This is a genomic window from Actinokineospora baliensis (genome assembly GCF_016907695.1).
In the GTDB taxonomy this organism is placed as follows: domain Bacteria; phylum Actinomycetota; class Actinomycetes; order Mycobacteriales; family Pseudonocardiaceae; genus Actinokineospora; species Actinokineospora baliensis.
This window is the reverse complement of record NZ_JAFBCK010000001.1, coordinates 7,605,289-7,626,972: the sequence shown is the minus strand read 5'-3', so window position 1 is coordinate 7,626,972 and position 21,684 is coordinate 7,605,289. Positions and strand designations below refer to the sequence as shown.

Here is a 21,684-nt window from a genome sequence, read left to right as displayed (position 1 = left end):
GATCCGGACGGGGTATGACAGTTTCCGCTCCCAAGATCGGCTCGCTGGCGTCGGAATCCGTGCTGACCAGCCGATCCCACACCATCAGGTGAACATCTGGCCAGTGCCGGTCAGCGGGAATCCGACCCTGTCGTGGAAATGTCGTGAGTGTGGCTCGGTTGTGCGGCGAAAGCCGGGCAACGAGATCGCTACCGTCGTGGGGCCATCCGAGGTGCAGGAGGCCGCCATGGTCGAGTTCCTGAACAGCTTCTTCCAGATCGGCCTTCCCGTGATCGCCGGTCTTCTGTTCATCTTCATGTACGTTCGGCCCGCGGTGCGGCTGCTGAACCGGACCGTGTACCGGCGGTTCAAGCTGACCAGGATCTTCCGCGCGGTCTACGCAGTGGCCAAGTCCCTAGGGTTCGGTCTCACGCGTAAGGAGCTCTACCGGGCCGCGTGCATGCGGGCGGAGTCGGAGCTCCTCAACCCGCGGCCGGTCAAGCCGGACAAGTACGAGTACCGCCACCGCCACGAGTACCGCGACGCTGTGCGCGAGTATCGAGTCGACCGCAGGGACTGGTTCTCGGACCTAAAGGCGCAACTGGCACACCTCATGAAGAACGAGAACGGTGCACTGATCACGGTGCCCACTTGCTTCGACCTGGCCAAGGCCGAGCCCGACATCGTGCGCTACTTCCGGGTGCGCGTGGCGGGCAACTCCATGGTCGACGCCAAGCCGGAGGAGTTCCAGTCGACGATCCGGGTGGAGGAGGGCTTCGTGGCGCCGCTGCACCTGCTCGCGGGTTTGCTGTCGCGGTTCGACGAGGACTGGAAGAAGTCGATCGACGGCTACAGCCAGATCATGACCGGGGCCGACAACGGCCTAGAAGACCTGCGCTCGTTCCAGGCGAACCTCTTCACCTGTTGGTCGGCGTGGGGCCCTAGCGCGCCGTTCGGCACATGTGACCGCTGGATCGGCCGTAAGGTCCTGCAGTTCGGCTATGGGGACGAGAACAACTCGATCGCGTTGGTGACCCGGTCCGGTGAAGCGAGCGAGATGCCCTTACCGCGGTCGCAGGAAGGCGGCTTCAGCTCGCTCGCTGTGCGCTCGGTCGTTGTCGGTGTGCTTAAAAACGCCACTACCATCGACCCTGATGACCTCTGCGCGGCCCAACAGCCGGAAACCAGTCCTGGGCAAGGCAATCTCGTCTTGGAGGTGACCGGGCAGATCCAGCGTGCGGGCGGTAGGGCGGGCAATGCCCCACGGCGGTACTACTCCGCCTACATCTGGGCGATCCTGGTCATCTGCGGCCCAGACGGCAAGCCGGAGTCGCGGCTGGAGCCGTGGCAGAACATGCTGACTTTCTTCGAGCACGGCAACGTCGCCGATGACGTCACCTACCGCATGCTCAAGGCCCAGTTGGCCACGAAGATCCGTACATCGGTGGAGACGATCCTCGCCTCTAAGCCCGACGTGGTGCTCAGCTTCGCTTGCGCCATAGACGAATGTGGGTGCGGCAAGCCTATAGAGTTCCCGGCGCCGCTAGGGCAGTCGGTCAAGGAGACCTTGTTCGGCGATGCCTGGGTCAGCCACCTGACTACACAAGGTTGGGCTGGTCGGGTGCGTCAGTCACTGCCACCAACGCACCGCGAGACGTACGCTGCGTGCCAGTTGTCGCAGATCCTCACCTCCTACCTGACCAAGGTGGCCGCGTGACGCTCGAGTTCCGTGACCTCACCGCCGATCCGGCCGACCTAGCGCTGCTGGCGGACTTCTACCGCCACTACGTGGTGGAGTTCCCCGACCCGGACGAGCGCGAGTCCATGGCGAACATGGTCGACTACCTGCGCCGCAAGCCAGTGGGGTGGTATGGCCGCAACAACTACCACATAGTGCTTGCGATCCGCGATGGCGTCACTGTCGGCTGCTCGGTATCGGACTACCTGGCGGAGCCGAACGCTGGTGTCATCGAGTTCCTCTTAGTGACACCCCAAGCCCGGCGAGGTGGTACCGGGCGTTCACTAGTGGCCAAGACGGAGCGGCTGCTCGACAACGACGCTAAGACGAGTGGAAACGGACCTCTGGCGCACGTGGTCGCCGAGATAAACGACCCGCGCGCGCCGTCCGACGTGCCCGACAACCTCGACCCGGTGACGCGAGCGCTGATCTGGGACCGTTGGGGTTACCAGGGGCTGGACTTCCCTTACACGCAACCGCCGTTGTCTTCAGGGCAAGAGTCGGTTGCGAACCTACTGCTCATAGTGAAGTCGTTCCTGCCAGACCGGCTTGATCCCGGTGCCATACAGCTTGTCGTCCACGAGTACCTAAGATGGGCGATGCGGATCAGCGAACCGGACAGTAGCGCTGACTACCGGCGGATGGTCGACTACCTGCGCGGGTTGTCCGAGATGCGCACCCTGTCGCTCGCGGCGTACGTTGGGGTTGACCCCAGCCAGCCCCTGCACGTGCATCGGCTCACTGACGCGAACGACCCAGATCTAGCTGCTCTGCGGTCGTGCTACCGCAGGGCGTTCGGTAAGAGCCCGCTGGCGGTACCTGAGTCCGAGTTCGAACGCGCACTGACGGACGTCGGCGGCTACCACCTGTGGACGTTGCGGGGCAGCGAGGACGACGACGTCGAGGGAATGGTGTCGTTGTTCGGCTTCGAGACGGCCGGGCTGTGCGGCTACGTGGCGTTGGAAGGACGACTGCGTGGGCGCTTTCGCGCGCTTGTAGGCCGGATCGAATGCGCTCTCCTGCGCGACCGCCCCACCGCGCGTGGCTGGTACGTGGAAGTAGGGCTGCACACCGACCCGGGGCCGTTCCTGGCCGTGGGGTTCGAAGAGCTCGACGTGGACTACCGGCAGCCCGGGGTTGATGAGCTGGTGCGCTTGCTGTTCAAGCCGTTCGGTCGTAGATACGGCCCGGTGTCGCTGCCGGTCAGCGAGCTGCGGGTGACGCTGGCGGAGATCATGGACGTCGTCTACCACGCACCGTTGGCACCCGAGGTGCTGGGATCGCTGGATGGGTTGGAGTTCGCCAGGTTCCGCTGAGGATTCGTTGGAACTGTTCGCAATTGTCGTCGGTCCGCACTAGCATCGGTCGTAGGACAAGGAAGCGAGGAGTTGGCACACCGGATGCAGGACAGCGACACGCACAACGACGGTGGCGGGTTTCACGTGGACGTCGCGCTTCCCGGCCTGGAGCGGTTCGGGGAGGTTGAGATCCGCTGCGACCTGCTGCGCAAGATGGGGCTGCGGTCGCTCGTGCTGGCCGCCCCGGAGTCCGTGGAACGGTACGTGGACTGTGCTGACGTCGTGCTCGCCTGCGCGGACGTGTACTCGACCGACGTCGTCGCTGAGCTCTTGGCGCCCTATAGGGGGCGCCTGGCCAACTGGGTCACCCTCAACGACAAGATCTGGCACATGCAGCTGGGCGTGTCGGACCGGCTGGGCATCTCGTTCCCCGGTAAGCGTGGCCAGCTCAATTGCCGCATCAAGCCGCTGTTGCGTGAAGTGTTGTCCGACATCATGCCTACGCAGGCTTTCGTGCTTGGTCGTGATGAGGTGACCGAGGCGCGGGTGGCCGAGATCGGGCAGCGGTTGGGTTACCCGTTCATCGTCAAGCCCATCTGGGGCACGGGCGGCTCTTACGTCGAGATCATCGACAACGCCGAGCAGGGCTACGACCTGATCAGCACCGTCTTCGCGGAACTGGCCGAGGACAAGGACATCCACACCTTCCGCACCGACGACGGCAGGCAGTGGGACCCGCGCACCCAGCTCCTCGTGGAGGCGTTCGTGACCGGACGCGAGTTGTCCCTAGAGGCGTTCGTGCAGCACGGCAAGCTCACCGGCCTCCTTACGCAAGAGAAGTACTTCTGGGACAGCGACGGCGCCTATCGCTTCGAGACGGCGAACCTGTGCCCAACGCCGTTCCTCAGCGAGTCCGAGCACGCTGTCATCCACTCGGCGATGCAAGAGGCCGTGACCGCGCTTGGCGTGGACGACACCTTCGTGCATATCGAGTTCAAGTGGGACGGCAGCCGTGTCCACATGATCGAGCTGAACCCGCGCCTTGGCGGCGGTGCCGTTCCCCAGACACTGGACAACTGGTTCGGTATCGACACGCGCCAGATGCGCTTCCAGTTGCTCGTAGGCGAAGCGCTGCCGGAGAAGTTCGAAGGCCGGGAAGGCTTCACTCTAGGCGTGTTCGTCAACGCCCAAGAGTCAGGGACGTTCCAGGAGCTAGAGGGTCTGTCGTGGGTGCACGCCCAGCCCGAGTTCAGCTTCGAACAGAAGTACCTGCAAGAGGGGCAGCACATCCCACCGCGCGACGGTTCCAAGGCCAACCGCGTCCACTGGCTGTACTGCTATGACGCCTTCTACGACTGCCACGACGTCGACCAGATCGACCGCCTCTATGCCGAAACCCGTAAGAGGGTGCAGCTGAAGTTCGCCGAGGTCTAGCTCGACGGTCCGCGGTAGGTGCAGCCGGAGGTGCACGTCTCGCGCACGGTGATCTCCGAGAGCGGGAGGTCGCTGGCGAGGCGGGTCCACAGCCACTCCGCCAGCACCTCGCTCGTCGGGTTCTCCAAGCCGGGGATCTCGTTGAGGTAGTAGTGGTCGAGCTCGGCGACTACGGGCTTCACAGCGGCCTTGAGGTCGCCGAAGTCCATCACCCAACCCGCGGTGGGGTCGACGGGCCCGGACACAGTCACCACAACGCGGTAAGAGTGCCCGTGCAGCCGCGCGCACTTGTGGCCCTCCGGGACGTTGGGCAGCCGGTGGGCGGCCTCGAAGGTGAACTCGCGGAAGATCTCCATCAGGCGATTCCCAGGTACTTGTGGGTCTGCAGGCTCAGGTGCCACTGCGGGTGCTCCAGGCAGTACTCGACCGCGGCGCGGGTGTTGGCCTCGATGTCCGGGCCGTCCATGGGCTGGAGCAGGAAGTGGGCGAAGTCGAGGTGCTCGAACAGCTCCGGCATCGCGTCGGGCTGGGGGAAGACCAGCTTGAGGTCGTCGCCGCTGGTCAGCACCACTGGCGCGGTGGACTTGGGGGAGACGCAGATCCAGTCCAGACCGGGCGGGGCGGGGCGGGTGCCGTTGGTCTCGACCGCGACCTCGAAACCGGCCGCGTGCAATGCGTCGACCGCGGGCTTGTCCAGCTGCAGCAGGGGTTCGCCGCCGGTGCAGACGACGTACGGCCTGCTGCGCGGGTGCGCGGCGCCCGCCCAGGCCGCGGTGATCGCCGCGGCGAGTGCCTCAGCGGTGGCGAACTTGCCGCCACCCGGACCGTCGGTGCCGACGAAGTCGGTGTCGCAGAACGTGCAGGTGGCCCGGTGGCGGTCCTTCTCCCGGCCGGTCCACAGGTTGCAGCGGCTGAAGCGGCAGAACACCGAGGGCCGCCCGGCGTGTGAGCCCTCGCCTTGCAGGGTGTAGAAGATCTCCTTGATCAGGTACATCAGGCAAGCGCCGGGTCGGTGAGCCCGAGTTCGGCGAAGCCGCGGCCGCGCAGCAGGCACGAGTCGCAGGTGCCGCAGGCCTGGTCGCCGAGCGGGTCGTAGCAGCTGTGGGTGAGGCTGTAGTCCACGCCGAGGGCGAGTCCGCGCTCGATGGTCTGCGCCTTGGTCAGCGCCACCAGCGGCATGTGGATGGTGAGGTCCTGGGTGCCCTCGACCCCGGCCTTGGTGGCCAGGTTCGCCATTTTCTGGAACGCCTCGATGTATTCCGGGCGGCAATCGGGGTAACCGCTGTAATCGAGGGCGTTGACCCCGATGAAGATGTCCTGCGCGCCCAGGGTTTCGGCCCAGGCGAGGGCGAAGGACAGGAAGATGGTGTTGCGCGCGGGCACGTAGGTGATCGGGATGTCCTGGCTGACGGCCTCGGCGCTGTCGTGGTGCGGGACCTCTAGGGAGTCGTCGGTGAGCGCGGAGCCGCCGAAGACGCGCAGGTCGATGTCGGCCACTACGTGCTTGGCCGCGCCCAGGGCGGTGGCCACCCGACCCGCCGCCGCGAGCTCGACCGAGTGCCGTTGGCCATAGCGGAAGCTCAGCGCGTAGGTCTCGAAGCCGTCCGCTGCGGCGATGGCCAGGACCGTCGCCGAGTCCAACCCCCCGCTGAGCAGCACAACCGCCTTGCGCTTCGTCGCTGTCACGCTCGTCCGACCCTCTCGTCCGCCCTCGTCGTCCGGGGGTGAGCCTACTCCGGTCGGGTCAGTGGCACGGCTCACCCGGTGCCGCCGCGCCTGCCTCGGTGACCGGTGTTCACGCTGGTTAGACTGGGTCGATGCGGGCTTCGCGGGTATTCGTGACCAATCGGGAGAGCAAACACCGGCTCCCCCTGTTCCTCCCGGTGTACCAGCCGCACCGCCAGCACGGCCTGTTGGAGAGCTGGGAGGACGGTCCCCGGGTCGACGGGTGCATCGTCAACTCCTATTTCCTCTACAAGCAGCGCGACCTGCGCGAACAGGTCCTGGAACAGGGCTTACACGATTACCTCGGATTCGACGGGTTGGTCACCACCGATTCCGGTGCTTTCCAGGGGTTCACCCGCAAGCTCTACCTGGACAACCGCGACATCGTCCGGTTCCAGGACCGCATCGGCAGCGACATCCTCGCCCCGCTGGACCTGGTGACCCCGCCCGGCGACTCCCGCTCGACCGCCGAGGCCAAGCTGACCGCCACCGAGAAGCGGATCAAGCAAGCGCTGGGGATCGTCGAGCGCGGCATCCTCGCCGGGGTCACCCAGGGCGGCCGGTACATGGACCTGCGCCACCGGAGCGTGCGGACCCTGCGCGACATGGGGGTCCGCTACCTGGCCCTGGGCAGCCTGGTGCCGTTCTTCAACCGCAACCACGACATGGGGTTCGTCGGCGCTGTCGCCAAGGACGCCCGCGAGGTCATCGGCCCAGACGTGCCCATGCACCTCTATGGCGCGGGTGACCCGTGCGAGCTGCCGTTCCTCACGGCTTGCGGCGTCAACATCTTCGACTCAGCCTCTTACGGCCACTTCGCGCGTGACGGTTGGTACATGACGCCATATGGCGCCATCCGGGACCCTGGGCCGTTGCAGGCAGGGGAGTACCGCTGCGCGTGTCCGGCGTGCGCCGAGGACCCGACGGTGTTCCCGGAGGGTGAGGACCTGTTCCTGCACAACCTGTGGACGATCTGCGCCACCATGGAAGAGATCAACACCCGGCTCGACACGGACACCCTCAACGACTACCTCGAGGAGATCCTCGAGGTGCACGGCGCCTGGTTTCCCACCAGCGCCCTCGAGCGGTCCTGGCGCGAACTGGAGGGCTGAGCCATCGACCTGATGCGCTCCGTCGCCGCCGACCTGGCCGGTGACATCGTCCGGCGCTACCGCATCGAGCACGACCAGGCGGTCGACATGGTGGTCGAGTCGTTCGGCCGCAACCGCGCCCTGGTGAGCGCCATCGCGGACGCCGACTCCGTCGACAAGGTCAAGCGGCTCAGGGTCTACCGCGACGCCGCGACCGCCGCCAAGAAGGAGATCTACCACCACTTGCGGCGGTACCGGCCAGCCGAGTCCTCCGCCACCGAGGCCGTTGACCGGCTGGTGGACCTCCCGCCGGGGGCACCTGTCGCCGATGCCGTGCGGGCCGTGGTCGCGGGGCACATCTCCACTGCGGAGCGGTTGGGCGACCTCGATGGGTTCTTCGGTCAGCTCTTCGAGCACATCGGTAGCCCTGACAGCGTTCTCGACGTCGGCTGTGGCGTGCTCCCGTTGCTCTTTCCGCTCGACAACCCACCCGTGAAGGAGCTGTGGGCGGTCGACACCGATCCGGAGGCCATCCGGGCGGTGCGGGCCTATGCCCGGACCGAGCCCCGCATCCACCCCGTGCAGTGGGACCTGAACGAGGACTGGGCCGCTCTTAGCGCCCAAGGCCTTCCCGCGCGGGTAGATGTCGCGCTGGTGTTGAAGGTTCTTCCCGTGGTGGCACGACGAGCACCAAAGGCGCTGGAGGTGCTCGCGCGCACACCTGCGGACCTACTGGTGTTCAGCGGTTCCCGCACCGCAATGGCCAAGCGGCAGGACATCGAGCGCCGGGAGGCCGGGGTACTTCGCCGGTTCTTCGCCGAGTTCGGGTTCACCGAGGTAGGCGAGTTCCGCACTGAGGACGAGATCTGCCTAGTAGTCCGCCGAGGGTGACCCTAGGCTGCGGTGAACTGCGCGGCGTGCAAGCGGGCGTAGGTACCTCGGGCCGCTAAGAGGTGCTGGTGATCGCCCTGTTCCACGATCCGGCCATTCGCCAGGACCACGATCACGTCGGCGTCCCGGATGGTGGTGAGGCGGTGGGCGATGATGATGCTGGTCCTGCCGTGGCGCAGGGTGGCCATGGCGCGCTGGACGAGCACCTCGGTGCGGGTGTCCACCGAACTCGTCGCCTCGTCGAGGACCAGGACGGTGGCACGGGCCAGGAACGCCCGGGCCAGCGTGATCAGTTGCCGTTCGCCCGCGGACAGGCCACCGCCGTCTTCGTCGAGCCGGGTCTGGTAGCCCTGCGGCAGGGCGCGGATGAGCGGGTCCAGGTGCACGGCGCGGGCGGCGGCGAGGATCTCACCGGTGGTCGCGCCCGGGCGGCCGTAGCCGATGTTCTCGGCGATGGTCCCGTGGAACAGCCACGTGTCCTGCGGCACCAGGGCGATCTCGGCGCGCAGGTCGTCACGGGTCATCGTGGCGATGTCGACGCCGTCCAGGGTGATCGTGCCGCCGTCGAGGTCGTAGAACCTCGGCAGCAGGTTCACCAGGGTGGACTTGCCCGCGCCGGTCGGCCCGACGATGGCCACGGTCTGTCCTGGTCGGACGGACAGCGACAGGTGCTCGATCAGTGGCTGGTCCCGCGCGTAGCCGAACGACACGTCCCGGAACTCGACCGCGCCGGGTCCCGGCTCCCGCCGCCCCCGCGCGACCTCCGGGGCTTGCTCCTCGGCGTCGAGCAGCGCGAACACCCGCTCCGCCGACGCGACAGCCGACTGGATGCGACCCGCGAGGAAGCCCAGCGTCGTGATCGGCTGGTTGACCTGCACGGCGTACTGCAGGTAGGCCTGGATCCCGCCGATCGACAGCGCACCCGTGGTCACCAGGACCGCGCCGAGCACTGCGACAAGCAGGTAGGTGACGTTGCCGAGGAACGTCATCGCGGGCGCGATCAGCCCCGAGGTGAACTCGGCCTTGACGCCAGAGGCGCGCACGTCGGCGTTGTGCTCGGCGAACACCCGCTCGGCTTCGGCGTGGCGGCCGAACGCGGTGACCACTTCGTGGCCGGAGTACACCTCCTCGACGTGCCCGTTGAGCCTGCCTGTCGCCGTCCACTCGCGGTCGAACCCCGGCTGCGCGCGCTTGCCGATGGCCCTGGTCAGCAGCACCGCCGCGGGCATCGTCACCAGCAGGACCGCGGTCAGCGGCGATGAGATCACCAGCATCATCGTCAGCGCGCCGACGAAGTTGATGAACGACGCCAGCACCCGGAACGAGATCTGCTGCACGGTTTGCCCGACGTTGTCGATGTCATTGGTGGCCCGCGACAGCAGTTCGCCGCGCGGCCGGCTGTCGAAGTAGCGCAGCGGCAACCGGCTCAGCTTCGTGTTGGCCTGCTCGCGGAGCCGGTACGCGAGCCGCTGCGCGACTGTGGCGATGAACCGACCCTGGACGATCATGCACCCACGCCGCTGCCGCCAACAGTCCGGCCAAAGCCAGGATCCTGGTCACTGCGGCGAAATCGACGCTCCCGTCGCTGATTCCGCGTACGACTGTGTCGGTGGCGGCGCCGAGCAGCGCGGGTAGGGCGATCAACATCCCTAGGCCGAGGGTCCCAGTCACTACGACCGCTACTACTCGCCCTCGGTCCGGTCCCGTGGTCCGTAGTAGCCGCACTACGGTTCCTGACGTAGTCACTCATTCTCCCCAGAATCCAGTTGTGATTGGACGATCTCTCTATAGGTCGGGCTGGACCGCACTAGCTCCGCATGAGTGCCAACGGCTTCGACCCGTCCCGCGTCCAGCACGACGATCCGGTCGGCCGAACGGATGGTGGACACGCGCTGCGCGACGATGACTAGCGTCGCGTCGCTGATCTCCCGGCAAGTGCTGCGCGTAGTGCTTCGTCGGTCGCGTTGTCCAAAGCGGAGAACGCATCGTCGAACAGGTAGATCCGGGGCTGGGCAACAAGTGCTCGCGCTATGGCGAGCCGTTGGCGCTGCCCGCCGGAGACGGTGCTGCCTCCCTGCCCAACCGGTGCGTCCAGCCCACCGGGCATGGCTTCCACGAACTCGCGCGCTTGGGCGACCTCTAGGGCATGCCACAGTTGTCTGTCAGTGGCTGATGGACACCCGTACCTCAGGTTCGACGCGATGGTGCCGGAGAACAGGTACGTCCGTTGTGGCACAAGGCCAATGGCGCTCGACAAAGCATCCCGGTCTAGCTCGCGGACGTCGGTACCGCCCACTGTGATCGAGCCGCTGTCTGCGTCTAAGAGCTTCGCCATGAGGTTGACCAACGTGCTCTATAGGCCCGACGGGAGGGCGTAGTCCTGTCGCGGGCTCTGGGACCTCGGTCGATAAGATCTCGTTGATACGCTCCGCGCTGATCTTCGCGCGGGGCAGCATCTCCACCACGTTCATCGCGGTCATCACCGACATCAGGACCTGGGTCAGATAGCCCAAGAACGCCACCAGCGGACCCAGCCGCATGTCGCCGTCGGCGATCCGCGTCCCGCCGAGCGCGACCACGGCGATCCCGGACAGGTTGATCACCAGCAGCGCCGAGCCTGCGAAGTACGCCTGCAACCGGCCCAACCGCAGCGCAACGGCCATCAGGTCGGCGTTGGCGTCGGCGAACCGGGCCTGTTCATGCCGCTCCCGGACGAACGCCCTGATCACCTGGATCCCGGTGATCTGCTCGCGCAACACCCGGTTCACCGCGTCGGTGCGGGTCTGCATGGTCCGCGAGGGGCCGGACATCCGGCGCAGCAGCAGGCCGATCACCGCCATCGCCACCGGGACGGCCACCAGCAACACCCCCGAGAGCGGCACGTCCTGCCCGAGGGCGAGTACCACGCCGCCGATGGCCAGGAAAGGGGCGCTGAGCAGGGTGGACAGGGTGGTGAACACCATCACCTGCAGCTGCCGGACGTCGTTGGTCGTGCGGGTGATCAGCGTCGGCGTCCCGAACCGGGTGAAGTCCCGCGCGGAGAACCGCTGGACCTTCGCGAAGACCGCCGCGCGCAGGTCAGCGCCCATCCCGAGTCCGACCCGCGCGCCGAGGTAGACCACGCACGCCGCGCAGGCCGCCTGGAGCACGGTCACCGCGAGCATGACGCCGCCGCGGCCGAGGATGTGGCCGGTGTCCCGGGCCAGCACCCCGTTGTCGATCACATCGGCGTTGAGCGTGGGCACGGCGAGCAGGCAGAGCGCCTGCACCAGCTGCAGAACCAGGATCAACGCCACCGTCGCGGCGTGCGGCCGCAGCAGCTGGGTCGTCACCCGGCCGACCCTAGCAGGAAAGTGCACCCAGTATAATTTTCTACCGGGATGACAAGTAGTCCTGATGTAGGGTCGAGGCGTGGACGATCAGCCGGGCCTGCGCGAACGCAAGAAAGAGGCCACCCGACGGCAACTGTCGGCCGCCGCCCTCGACCTCATCGAGGCCCACGGCTTCGACGACGCCTCCTGCGCTGCCATCGCCGCCGCGGCCAACGTGTCCAAGAAGACGCTGTTCAACTACTTCGCGCTCAAAGCCGACCTCGTCCTCGAACTCCCCAGAAAACCGCACGTCCACGAACCCGCGGCGGTCGTCCGCGCGCGCGAACCGGGGGAGACCCCGCACGGCGCGCTGCGCGCCCACCTGCTCGCAGGCCTAGCCGCCCGCCACCCGTCCACCGGCCTCAGCGACGACCCAGAAGTCCTCCGGCTCAACCGGGTAATCCGCGACAACCCGCCCCTGGCCGACCGGGCGGCGCAGTACCGCGAGGAAAGCAGGCGGCTGCTGGTGGGCGCGCTGATCGAAGAAGGCACCCCGGTCCTGACGGCCCGCCTGGTCGCCACCCAACTCCACGGCACCCTCGAAGTCCTCATAGCCGAGAACACCCGCCGAACCATGACCGGCGACCCCCCGGACCAGATCTACCCGGACGCGGTAGCCGCCACCGAGGAAGCCTTCACCCTCCTCACCCAAGGCCTTGGCGACCTGCTCCGCCGCCCGGGATGATGAGCTCTTCGGTACCGGCTGGAGCCAGGTTCCGCTCCCGGCGACCTGTGTTCCGCTAGAAGACGTCCCGGCGGACGGGCGTCCGGCCAGTCGGCGTGTCACTCAACGGCGGTGGCTGATCGCCATGAGCCATCCTCCCGGCGACGTTGCCTGCGCCGTTGCGCCCTCTTCCCCCGCGGTCAGCTCACGAGCAGACCTGGTCCACGCACTCGGCGTCCGGGCGGCAGGACGCGCGGTAGTCGCTCGGGCTGGTGCCGTGGAAGCGCTTGAAGGCCGTGCTGAAGCCGAACGCGTCGGCGTAGCCGACCTGGCGGGCTATTGCGGCGACGGTGGTGGTGGAGTCGGTGAGGAGGTCGGCGGCGAGGGTCATGCGCCAGTCGGTGAGGTAGGTCAGCGGGGGGTCGCCGACCAGTTTGGTGAACCGGGTCGCCAGGGTGGTGCGGGACACGCCCGCCTGGTCGGCCAGGGCGGCGAGGGTCCACGGGTGGTCGGGCTTGGTGTGCATCGCCCGCAGCACCGGGCCGATGGCGTCGTCGGCCATGGCCAGCAGCCAGCCGGGTGCGGCGGCGGCTTCCCGGTCGAACCAGCTGCGCAGGGTGCACACGACCAGCCAGTCCAGCAGGCGGTCCTGCGCGATCTGGGCGCCGCCGCGGGTCTGCGAGTCGACGAACGAGCGGACCGACTCGCACCCGGCGCCGTCGGGCACCACCAGCAGCGGCGGCAGGACGTCCAGCAGGCGCTGGCCCACCTTGCCCCGCACCTGGTACGTGCCGACGAACAGCACCGCGCGGTGCCCCTCGGCGACGATCGACACCGGCTCGCGCGCGATCATCGTCTCGCCCACCGGCACGGCCCGCCCGTCGGCGGTGACGTCGCCCTCCAGCGGCGCGCACAGCACCAGCGACCCCACGGCGCCGACGCGCACGCCGCCGGACACCTCCACCTGCCGCAGGTCCGCACCGCTCGCGCGGACACCGCGCAGCAGCTCGTCGAACGGGTCCATGCCGTCCACGATAGCCGCCGGACGATGACGCATGCGGTGCGTACGCCGGGCCATGGTCCACCGGCGGGCGGCTCGGTTGACTGATCGGCATGACGATCCTGGTCCTCGGCGCGACCGGCAAGACCGGCCGCCGCCTCTACCGCACCCTGCACGACGCAGGCGAGTCCGTCCGGGCCGCCTCCCGCACCAGCCCCACCCGGTTCGACTGGTCCATTCCGGACACCTGGGCGGGCGCGCTGTCCGGCGCCTCGGCGATCTACTTCGTCGCACCGGACGACCCGGCGCCGGTCGAGGCGTTCGTCGAGCAGGCCGTGTCGGCCGGTGTCGGCCGCTTCGTGGTCCTCTCCGGCCGGGGCCTCGACAGCTCGGCCGGGGACGCCTTCCCCGGCATGGCCGCGGCGGACCGGGCCGTCAGCGCGCTCGACGTCGAGTGGACCATCTTGCGCCCCAACAACTTCAACCAGAACTTCGACGAGGACCTGTGGCACGGCCCGATCGTGTCGGGCAGGCTGGGGCTGCCGACCGGTGGGATCCCGGAGCCGTTCATCGACGCCCAGGACATCGCCGACGTGGCCGCGACCGTGCTGACCCGCGGTGGCCACCACGGCAAGGCCTACGACCTGTCCGGCCCCGAGGCGCTGACCTTCGCCGACGCCGTGGAGGTCATCTCCCGCGCCGCCAACCAGCCGGTCGAGTTCGTGGAGCTCACCCCCGCCGAGTACACGGCGGAGTTGCTCGCCGCGGGCGTCCCCGCCGAGAGCGTCGCCGTGCTCGATGGGCTCTTCGCCTACCTCCGCACGGGCCAGAACTCCGCGCCCACAAGCAATGTCGAGGACTTGCTGGGCCGTCCAGCACGCACGTTCGCCGACTACGCGGCTCGGGCAGCGGGAGCCTGGTCCTAGACCACACCCGAGCCGAGCACCTTCGGGTGCTCGGCTCGGGTTGTGCCTCGCCAGGCAACAACGGCGTCGGTCTCCTCACACGTGACCTGCTGCGCATCCGCGCAGTCGCGGTTCCCCGGTGGAGCTAGGGTTGGTCATGAAGATCGTGCTGCCCGGCGGGACCGGGAATGTCGGGGGATTCCTCAGCCGCGCGCTCGCCGCCGCCGGGCACGAGGTGGTCGTGTTGAGCAGGCGGGCCGCCGACGTGGGCGGCGGGATTCGGTCGGTGGCGTGGGACGGTCGCGCGCTCGGGTCGTGGTCGTCGGAGATCGACGGGTGCGACGCGGTGATCAACCTGGCCGGGCGCAGCGTCAGTTGCCGGTACACCGAAGAGAACCTGCGGGAGATGATGGAGTCCCGTGTGGACTCAACGGCGGTGGTGGGCGAAGCGATCGCTGCCGCTTCCGCGCCGCCACGGGTGTGGCTGCAGATGAGCACCGCCACCATCTACGCCCACCGCTACGACGCCCCCAACGACGAACCGACCGGCATCATCGGAGGCGACGAACCCGACGTTCCCGCCTACTGGGCCTTCAGCGTCGAGATCGCCAAGCAGTGGGAACTCGCCCAACAACAAGCCGACACACCGTCCACCCGCAAAGTCGCGCTCCGAACCGCCATGGTCATGAGCCCCGACCCCGGCAGCGTGTTCGACGTCCTCTCCTGGATGGCCCGCCTCGCCCTCGGCGGCCCGGTAGCGGGCGGCAGGCAGTACGTCTCGTGGATCCACGCCCGGGATTTTCTCCGCGCGGTGACCTTCCTCCTCGATCATGACCACCTCGACGGTCCGGTCAACCTGGCCGCGCCCAATCCCCTTCCCCAGCGCGACTTCATCCGCGCCCTCCGCCGAACATGGCGAATGCCCGTCGGACTCCCCGCCACCAAGTGGATGGCGGAGATCGGTGCCTTCGCCCTGCGCTCCGACACCGAGCTACTCCTCAAGAGTCGCCGCGTGGTCCCGACCCGCCTCCTGGAAGCGGGCTTCACCTTCGACTACCCGACCTGGCCCGACGCCGCCACCGACCTTGTCAAGCGCGCAAGAACACAAGCACCCGTCGCGTTTGACCGATGATGGAGTGGCCGACTCCAGGCAGCACCGAAACCTGGGCGTGCGGAACGGTACTTGTCAGGCGCCTGGCCGTTCCTTGGGAGTCGAGCATCGCGTCCTTCTCGCCGACGATGGCCAACACCGGCATGGTGAGCGCGCGGAGGGCGTCGTCGGAGAAGACGGGGAGCTGCTCTCGGCGTGGCCGGAAGTGGGTGAACGTCAGCACGAGGTAGTCCGAGACCTCCGGCATCTCCCTGGCGTCGACCCCGGCCACCGCCTTGATGGATCGGCGCATGCCCCACCGGCCGAACGGCTTGTACAGCAGGGCTTTCAGCAGAACCGCGACCTTCTGCCTGCCGATCCCGGCCGGGCACAGCAACACCAACCGGTCGATCCGCTCCGCCCGTCGTGTCGCGTAGTCCAACGCCAGCCACCCACCGAGTGACGCGCCGACGACGGCGGCACTGCTGAGTCCGAAGTGGTCAAACACGTCATCGAGCCAACCGGCGTAAGCCGCCAACTCCGGCCGTGACGGCGCCGACAACCCGGGCTCCCCGATCACGTCGACGGCGTACACGCGAAAGTCCGCCGCCCACGCGGCCACGTCCCCCGCCCACATCGCCGCGTTCGCTCCCGACCCGTGCAACAACACCACCGGCGGCGCACCCTCAGGCCCACTCACGACGACGAACGTCTCCCCCTCCCGCGTCGGCACCCGCATCTGCCGCGCGGGCACCGGCCACCTCGCCAGTGCTCGCTGGTACTGCCCCAGGATCGCCAGCCTGCCCTCTTCGCTCGTGTAGATCTTGTTCATATAATGACGCTATCAACCTTATAGTGGTGCTGTCACATGCATTTAGGGAAGGTTGAGTAGTCCAGCGGCTGGCGTGAATCGGCTGTGTCCGCATGCGGGCGGCAGTACAGTCCCGGCTGGTGGTCGAGTGAGGGAGCGGGGCCTGTGAGCGGGTACGAGGTCGAGATCGGTCAACTGCGCGCCGCGGCCCAGGCAGCGGAATCAGCCGCTGACCAGGCCAGAGTCGTGGAGCCGGGTACGGGCCTGGGTGCCATCGCGGCGGCGTTGCCGGGCGGGGAGGCGGCCAAGGGTGCGCCCGCGCTGGCGTCGGCATTCAACGAGCGCGCGAAGGCGTGGGCGGGCGAGATCGGCCAGTGGGGCGACTCGGTGACCTCGGCGGCGACGGCGTACGCCGAGAACGAGGCGGCTGCGGCGGGGGCGTTCGGGGGATGACCATCGGATACGACGACGTCCGCACGTGGGACGCTGAAGCACTGGACGCGGCGGCCACCAACCTGCGTGGGCGGCGGGACAAAGTCATTGGCCTGCAAGACGAACTCGACGCCGCCAGGCGTTTGCCCGACTGGCACGGCCCGGCCGGTGAGCGCGCCCGCAGCTCCCTCGGGGACACGCGGAACAAGGCCGAGATCATGACCGCGGAACTGTCGGCGGTCGAGCGCGCACTGCAAACCGCCTCTGACGACGTCAGGACGCTGCGGACCCGGGTCGCCAACAATGACTCCCTCGCTGCCAGCTACGAGTTCGGCATCGCAGCCGACGGCACGATCGTCGACAACAAGCCCGCCGACCCGCCGCCGAGGTCGCGGATGGAGGCGGAGGACCGCGCCGAGGCGCAGCGGCACCGCGAGACGATCAGGCGGCAACTCGAGCAGGAGTCCAAGGCGATCCTGACCGCGGCGAACAACATCGACACCGCTCTGGCGCGGGTGATACGGCTCGCGCAGGACCGCCAGATCAGCGACCACGACGCCACCACGCTGGCGGGTGCCGTGCAGGGCGGCGAACTCGACGCCAAGGTGGTCGCGATGGAGCAGTCGCTGCGCGACGCCGGGCTGCTGACCGGGCCGCCCGCGTCGGGCCACTACCGGCAGTGGCTGGAGAACGCGGTGCGGCGGGGCGTGTCGGTCGAGACGATCAAGTCGATGATCACGGAGCACCACATCACGCCAGAGGACTTCGCGGTCCTCGACGGGATGGAGGAGATCCGCGAGGACCAGGACGGCGACGGGACGTACAAGTCGTACTTCCTGATGCCCACCAACGTCAGCGGTGACGACGCCGCCAAGGCCGTGCGGATGACTTACATCATGAACGCGGGCACCGATTACGGCACCGGTGGCGACTTCGCGCCGACCCCGTACGGGTCGGAAGAGTTGCGCCGGATCACCGAACGGCAGCAGCAGAACTCCTGGAGCTACAACGACGACGTCGCGTTCGTGCACGGAAACGGCGGCCGGTTGGTGACCACCCCGAACGGCATGATGATGGGCCTGGGCGGCAACCTCATCCAAGACCAGTTCAGCCAACGCGGCGGAACCACCTGGGGCGACACGTTCATGCTCAACATCGACGACCCCTCGGACCCCGCGCAGCAACTGCGCGAAGTGGCCCGATCGGGCCGAGCCTGGTACGAAGGCGACGACGGCCCGTACCCCGGCAGCCTGGACATGGATCGGTTGCTACACCACGAAGAACGCCACTCACAGCAATGGGCGCGCGAGGGCTACACAGGCTTCCTCGCCTCATACCTCTGGGAACAAGCAACCGGCGGCAACGAAACCGAAGAAGACGCAGGACTCTCCGATGGCGGCTACCGCTAAACCAACGCGCCTAGCCCGCGCGACAACCCTTCTAGCCTTGCTGATCTCATCCTGCGACACCAAGGCCCCCTTCGCCCCCTCCCTCCCCACGGCAGCAGGCTTTCGCGTAGACAACGGAATCCTCAAACTCTGGACCGGAACCCCCTGCAACAACGTCACAGGCATAACCCTCACCCTGGACTCCGGCACCCCCCAGAGCACCGACCAAACCTGGTCCACCCCCCACCCCGGCGTCTCCCTAGAACACATGCCCCTCCTAGGCGCCCCCACTCCCTCAACCCCCCTAGAAGTCCGCACCCCCCTCCCCACCACCTACGACTGGACCAAGGCCACAACCCTCACCCTCTACCTAACAGCCCCCAACACCCACGCCGCCCGCGCAGATATCCCCCAACTCCTCCGCGAATCCCCCCAACACCCACCAGACGCCTACCTCTTTGGCGCGCAGGGCTGGCTGACTCCGGCGGACGTGACCCGGGAGAATCAGAAGACATTTCTCACCATCTGCACGCCAGACCCGAAGTAACCGCACTCGCGGCGCTTTACAGCTCACCGATGCCCAGCCGATCCAACTCGGTCACGATGGCCGCGTAGGCATCTGGGTCCTCATCGACAACCCTGTCGACCACATCCAGCCAACTTCCGATGGCAAGAGCTTGCGCAAGCCGCGTGCGGAACGGGACATTGTACTCCGAACCGGAGAACAGTGGTGGGGCGCCACCCCACAGTATCGGGGCCGTTTCGTCCTTCACCTCTGGTTTGAGGCTACTTTCGATCATCTCTGCAAGTTCGGTCAGCGTTCTCATGTGTTTGGGGAGGGGCAAGTAGCCCGCATGGCCATCTGTTTGCTTCGCGATCGACTTCAGCTGATCATGAATGGTGTGCAGTCGTCGGAACAGAAGATCGGCTGCAGTTCGATCGCCGAATTCCGCTGCGGTGCGTAGCGCGTGAAGAAGGATGAACCTCTGCTCCGCAAGATCCGGGCTTGTGGCCAGAGCGATCACCTCGTCGAGCAGTTCACGTCTACGGGTAACCCTTGCGATGAAGTCGAGTGCTGTCGCCTGCTGGGTGGTGACGCTGGCTGATCGTGCCAGTCTGAGGGCGTCGTCTTCATCGCCGCGGGCGAGGAGAACACGGATCATCTCCATGCGTGGCCGCCGCTGCCGAGACGGCCGCGTGATCTCAGTCAGGGCGGATTCGAACCGGTGGAGATTCCCGGTGGTGGCGATCGCCTCGGCGAGCCTTTCCCAGGCGGCTGCGCGGATCTCGGAATCTCGCAGCGAATGAGCCACTGGCTCGGCGCGGTCGAGATCCCCGAAATCTGCCATGATGCCGATCCAGGCAGAGAGTCTGTTTTCGTCTCTCGTCGGCGAAGCCGAGCGGACAGCGTGCTCAATCTCCTCGAGCATGCGCTGTGCCCGATCAAGCTCCGAATGGTGCAGCAGCTCCGCGGCTACGAGAAGTGACTCGTGGAAAACTCCGCTGGGGAGCAGATGTGCGTGGACGGCCTGCTCGGCAATCTCGCACTGCCCTGTCTCCGCAGCGGTTACTGCGGCTACCGCAATGATGAACTGCCGCACGTCGCCAACGGCGATGTCATCGAGCGCCGCCTCGGCCTCGACCCGGAGACTATCCGCTCGGGAGTGCTCGCCACCCCTGCTGGCTGCGAGCGCGACCGCCGCGAGTCGGGCGGACCTGTACTGGATCTCATCGACAGCCCGAGCGATCGCCTCCGCGCCGTCGAGGTCGCGGGGGATCGCTGTCGCCATCAGTATCTGCCGAACAGCGTGTTCTCGGTCGTCGACGCTGGTCTGTGCGTCCGCGACAGACAGGGCCACTTCGGTGTAGCCGCTCCTCGTGAGCGTCGTGACCACCCTGGTGAGCTCCCCCGTCGACCAGGGGTCGTGTGCGGATTGTAGATCGGCGGCGGTGGCCGCGAGTTCCGCAGACTTCTTCGTGTCGCCGAGTTGTGCTGTGACGGCCGCCATCAACGCAAAAGCCAGAGCATGCCCTTCATTGTGCCGATGATCGCTAATTGCGGAGAACATGCCTTCGGTCTTCTGATGCCACAGGTTGGCGTGTTCCCGGTTCGATGTGGATAGTGCGATGAGGGTTACCGACGCGCATGCGACGACCTTTTCGCCAGCGTTGCGAATATCGTCGACTACGCGTTGGGCCCTATCGAAGTCGCCAATGTGTGCAGCCAGGTCGGTGAGTTCGTGATGTAGGAATGGTCTGATAAACTGGTTGAACGCGAATGTGATGGCCTCGGCCGCATCGAGCATGGCGGTGACCTGGCCCTGGTGGCCAAGGTGGTGCAGTTCTTTCGCGGTGCGCATGAGCGCCCGAGCGCGAAACCCGGGACTGCTGATCAACTGGATAAGAGCCTCGGCGTGGTCAACGCGTCCGAGCCTTGCCCACATCGCCGGAAGTGCTCCCGGAATCCAGTTCCCGTCCGCCTGCAAGCTGGTCCGGTGCACCGACAACCGGGACAGCGCGGTGAGATCCGGCTCTCGCGCACTGAGGAACGCCGCTTGGGCGAGTTCGATCTCCCCCAGGAGGGCGCGGTGGCTGCCTGTGACGGCGAACGCGAGTTCACGTCGCTGGGGGTCGGTGACGTGGTGCAGGAGGCGCTCTTGGTCGCCGGTGGCCGACAGCAGGGAGGCATACCCCTGCAGCAGGTACGGCGGAGTGTTTCGCGGCCACCCCTCCGACAGGTACCTGGCGGCCCACCTGCTGATCCTCTCCTGGTAAGTACGCAATTGGGGGCCAAGCATCTTCTCGGCTCGAACTCGCAACTGTTCGTGGGCCAGCAGGTAAACCGGCGGATCGCCTGGACGACGGCTGAAGCTGCGACCTGCGGCTGTGCTTAGGTCGTCCTCGACCTGCCACGGCGAGACTTCGATGAGTTCCGCCAAGTCCCGCACGGTTAGACCTCCACCCGACGCCGTCAGGAAGCCGAGGAGGTCTTGCTGGAGTTGACTGCCACTGAGCAACCTCTTGAGATCTCTGATCATCGCGTCGCGCACGGCGTGTGCCTCCGGTGACGGGGACAGGTGTTCGACCTGCGCGGATCCGCGCAGTGGATGGTCTTCTGGCACGTCATCAGGCAACTCGGGGTCCGGACGACTCGCAACGATCACTCGGACACCCCTGCGCGGGAGCAGCGCGGCGATGCTGTGGGCATCCGCTGAACCATCGACTCCACGATCTTCGTCCAGCCCGTCCACCACGAGGACAAAGTGCTCACCCCGCTCGTGGACCTGTCTCGCCACGTCGGCCAACTGCTGCCGCAGGTATGGCTCCCGCGTCGCGTCGGTGAGATCTGTGCGGGCCCGCCGCCCGGCAAGGTCGTGGAGTTGCTCCAACGCACTGTCCACGAAGCCGCGCCTGTCGTTCTGGCCCGGCAGGCGGGACGTGACGAAGAACGACACCGTGCGGACGCCTGCGGGCGGGTGCAGGACAAACCACGACAACAAGGCCGACTTGCCGGACCACGCGCTGGCGCGCCACCACAGGTACCCCTGTGCGGTCGACTCTGACGTGCAGAACTCCGCCAACATCGCCAACTCGGTGCTTCTGTCGCGCAGACTTCCGGGTGCGAGCGCCTGAACCTGGGACAGATAGGCAGACCGAACCGGCGCCCCCGCCTCCACGTAGACGTCCCCACCCGCGATGCCGATCTGCACCACGGTGCCCTCGACGCGGCCCGACACCTCATTACCCAGCGCCATCCGTCAATCATCCAGGCGCCCACAACCAGGGGATCTCACGCCTTGCGCGAATACAGGCCGCCAGAGCCTTGTCCCCAAGGCCAAGCTCGCACAGCATTCACACGGCCGCCAA

19 protein-coding genes and 1 pseudogene are annotated in these 21,684 nt (G+C 67.2%); 11 read left to right on the top strand and 9 right to left on the bottom strand.

Annotated features, from left to right (window positions below):
* The first annotated feature begins 226 nt into the window (after positions 1-226).
* The 3 genes from JOD54_RS33640 to JOD54_RS33630 all read left to right on the top strand — a co-directional run bounded on the left by JOD54_RS33640 (position 227) and on the right by JOD54_RS33630 (position 4,449).
* Complete coding sequence (locus JOD54_RS33640; protein ID WP_204455945.1) at positions 227-1,696, top strand: hypothetical protein; 1,470 nt, start codon at positions 227-229, stop codon at positions 1,694-1,696.
* A complete protein-coding gene (locus JOD54_RS33635) occupies positions 1,693-3,033 on the top strand; it encodes a GNAT family N-acetyltransferase (protein WP_204455944.1) in 1,341 nt (446 codons plus the stop codon). Before JOD54_RS33640 ends, JOD54_RS33635 begins: the two co-directional genes overlap by 4 nt.
* Positions 3,034-3,117: 84 nt before the next feature.
* Positions 3,118-4,449 (top strand): ATP-grasp domain-containing protein, encoded by a 1,332-nt coding sequence (locus tag JOD54_RS33630; protein WP_204455943.1) that lies wholly within the window; start codon positions 3,118-3,120, stop codon positions 4,447-4,449.
* Here JOD54_RS33630 and queD read toward each other — a convergent pair.
* From queD to queC, 3 genes are read right to left on the bottom strand one after another with little or no spacing between them, the layout of a single operon-like run.
* Positions 4,446-4,805, bottom strand: a complete 360-nt coding sequence (gene queD / locus JOD54_RS33625; RefSeq protein ID WP_204455942.1) for a 6-carboxytetrahydropterin synthase QueD — start codon at positions 4,803-4,805, stop codon at positions 4,446-4,448. The two genes, JOD54_RS33630 and queD, sit on opposite strands and share 4 nt — an antisense overlap.
* Complete coding sequence (queE, locus tag JOD54_RS33620; protein ID WP_239573595.1) at positions 4,805-5,443, bottom strand: 7-carboxy-7-deazaguanine synthase; 639 nt, start codon at positions 5,441-5,443, stop codon at positions 4,805-4,807. Before queE ends, queD begins: the two co-directional genes overlap by 1 nt.
* Positions 5,443-6,135 (bottom strand): 7-cyano-7-deazaguanine synthase QueC, encoded by a 693-nt coding sequence (queC, locus tag JOD54_RS33615; RefSeq protein ID WP_204455941.1) that lies wholly within the window; start codon positions 6,133-6,135, stop codon positions 5,443-5,445. The genes queE and queC overlap by 1 nt, the downstream gene beginning before the upstream one ends.
* A gap of 131 nt (positions 6,136-6,266) precedes the next feature.
* Here queC and JOD54_RS33610 point away from each other — a divergent pair, with 131 nt between their 5' ends.
* Together JOD54_RS33610 and JOD54_RS33605 are read left to right on the top strand one after the other, a co-directional pair.
* On the top strand, positions 6,267-7,286 hold the full coding sequence (locus JOD54_RS33610) for a tRNA-guanine transglycosylase (protein WP_204455940.1): 1,020 nt from the start codon (positions 6,267-6,269) through the stop codon (positions 7,284-7,286).
* A gap of 12 nt (positions 7,287-7,298) precedes the next feature.
* A complete protein-coding gene (locus tag JOD54_RS33605; RefSeq protein ID WP_204455939.1) occupies positions 7,299-8,156 on the top strand; it encodes a class I SAM-dependent methyltransferase in 858 nt (285 codons plus the stop codon).
* Positions 8,157-8,158: 2 nt separating this feature from the next.
* Here JOD54_RS33605 and JOD54_RS33600 read toward each other — a convergent pair whose 3' ends face one another.
* The 3 genes and pseudogenes from JOD54_RS33600 to JOD54_RS35880 form a co-directional block, all read right to left on the bottom strand.
* Positions 8,159-9,664: an ABC transporter ATP-binding protein gene (locus tag JOD54_RS33600; RefSeq protein ID WP_204455938.1), complete on the bottom strand. Its 1,506-nt coding sequence runs from the start codon at positions 9,662-9,664 to the stop codon at positions 8,159-8,161.
* A 398-nt stretch (positions 9,665-10,062) separates the two neighbouring features.
* Complete coding sequence (locus tag JOD54_RS35885; RefSeq protein WP_307860491.1) at positions 10,063-10,491, bottom strand: ATP-binding cassette domain-containing protein; 429 nt, start codon at positions 10,489-10,491, stop codon at positions 10,063-10,065.
* Between the two features lie 157 nt (positions 10,492-10,648).
* A pseudogene (locus JOD54_RS35880) lies at positions 10,649-11,452 on the bottom strand (ABC transporter permease); the annotation flags it as partial.
* Positions 11,453-11,567: 115 nt separating this feature from the next.
* Here JOD54_RS35880 and JOD54_RS33590 point away from each other — a divergent pair.
* Positions 11,568-12,212, top strand: coding sequence for a TetR/AcrR family transcriptional regulator (locus tag JOD54_RS33590; RefSeq protein ID WP_204455937.1), 645 nt, complete (start codon positions 11,568-11,570; stop codon positions 12,210-12,212).
* Between the two features lie 184 nt (positions 12,213-12,396).
* On the opposite strand, the gene JOD54_RS33585 is transcribed toward JOD54_RS33590, so the two are convergent.
* Entirely contained in the window at positions 12,397-13,215 is an 819-nt protein-coding gene (locus JOD54_RS33585) for an AraC family transcriptional regulator (RefSeq protein ID WP_239573594.1), read from the bottom strand.
* A gap of 89 nt (positions 13,216-13,304) precedes the next feature.
* On the opposite strand from JOD54_RS33585, the gene JOD54_RS33580 reads away from it, so the two are divergent.
* Entirely contained in the window at positions 13,305-14,117 is an 813-nt protein-coding gene (locus tag JOD54_RS33580; protein ID WP_204455935.1) for an NAD(P)H-binding protein, read from the top strand.
* Positions 14,118-14,235: 118 nt separating this feature from the next.
* The gene (locus JOD54_RS33575) at positions 14,236-15,228 is read left to right on the top strand and encodes a TIGR01777 family oxidoreductase (protein ID WP_307860490.1); all 993 of its coding nucleotides are present in this window, start codon (positions 14,236-14,238) and stop codon (positions 15,226-15,228) included.
* On the opposite strand, the gene JOD54_RS33570 is transcribed toward JOD54_RS33575, so the two are convergent.
* Positions 15,185-16,018, bottom strand: a complete 834-nt coding sequence (locus tag JOD54_RS33570) for an alpha/beta fold hydrolase (protein WP_204455934.1) — start codon at positions 16,016-16,018, stop codon at positions 15,185-15,187. The two genes, JOD54_RS33575 and JOD54_RS33570, sit on opposite strands and share 44 nt — an antisense overlap.
* Before the next feature lie 144 nt (positions 16,019-16,162).
* Here JOD54_RS33570 and JOD54_RS33565 point away from each other — a divergent pair, with 144 nt between their 5' ends.
* From JOD54_RS33565 to JOD54_RS33555, 3 genes are read left to right on the top strand one after another with little or no spacing between them, the layout of a single operon-like run.
* A complete protein-coding gene (locus JOD54_RS33565; RefSeq protein ID WP_204455933.1) occupies positions 16,163-16,450 on the top strand; it encodes a hypothetical protein in 288 nt (95 codons plus the stop codon).
* On the top strand, positions 16,447-17,838 hold the full coding sequence (locus JOD54_RS33560) for a hypothetical protein (protein WP_204455932.1): 1,392 nt from the start codon (positions 16,447-16,449) through the stop codon (positions 17,836-17,838). Before JOD54_RS33565 ends, JOD54_RS33560 begins: the two co-directional genes overlap by 4 nt.
* A 37-nt stretch (positions 17,839-17,875) precedes the next feature.
* Positions 17,876-18,364 carry a hypothetical protein gene (locus JOD54_RS33555; protein WP_239573593.1) on the top strand — a complete coding sequence of 163 codons (489 nt, stop codon included), beginning with the start codon at positions 17,876-17,878 and terminating at the stop codon, positions 18,362-18,364.
* A gap of 16 nt (positions 18,365-18,380) precedes the next feature.
* On the opposite strand, the gene JOD54_RS33550 is transcribed toward JOD54_RS33555, so the two are convergent.
* On the bottom strand, positions 18,381-21,572 hold the full coding sequence (locus tag JOD54_RS33550; protein WP_204455930.1) for a P-loop domain-containing protein: 3,192 nt from the start codon (positions 21,570-21,572) through the stop codon (positions 18,381-18,383).
* Positions 21,573-21,684: the final 112 nt, after the last annotated feature.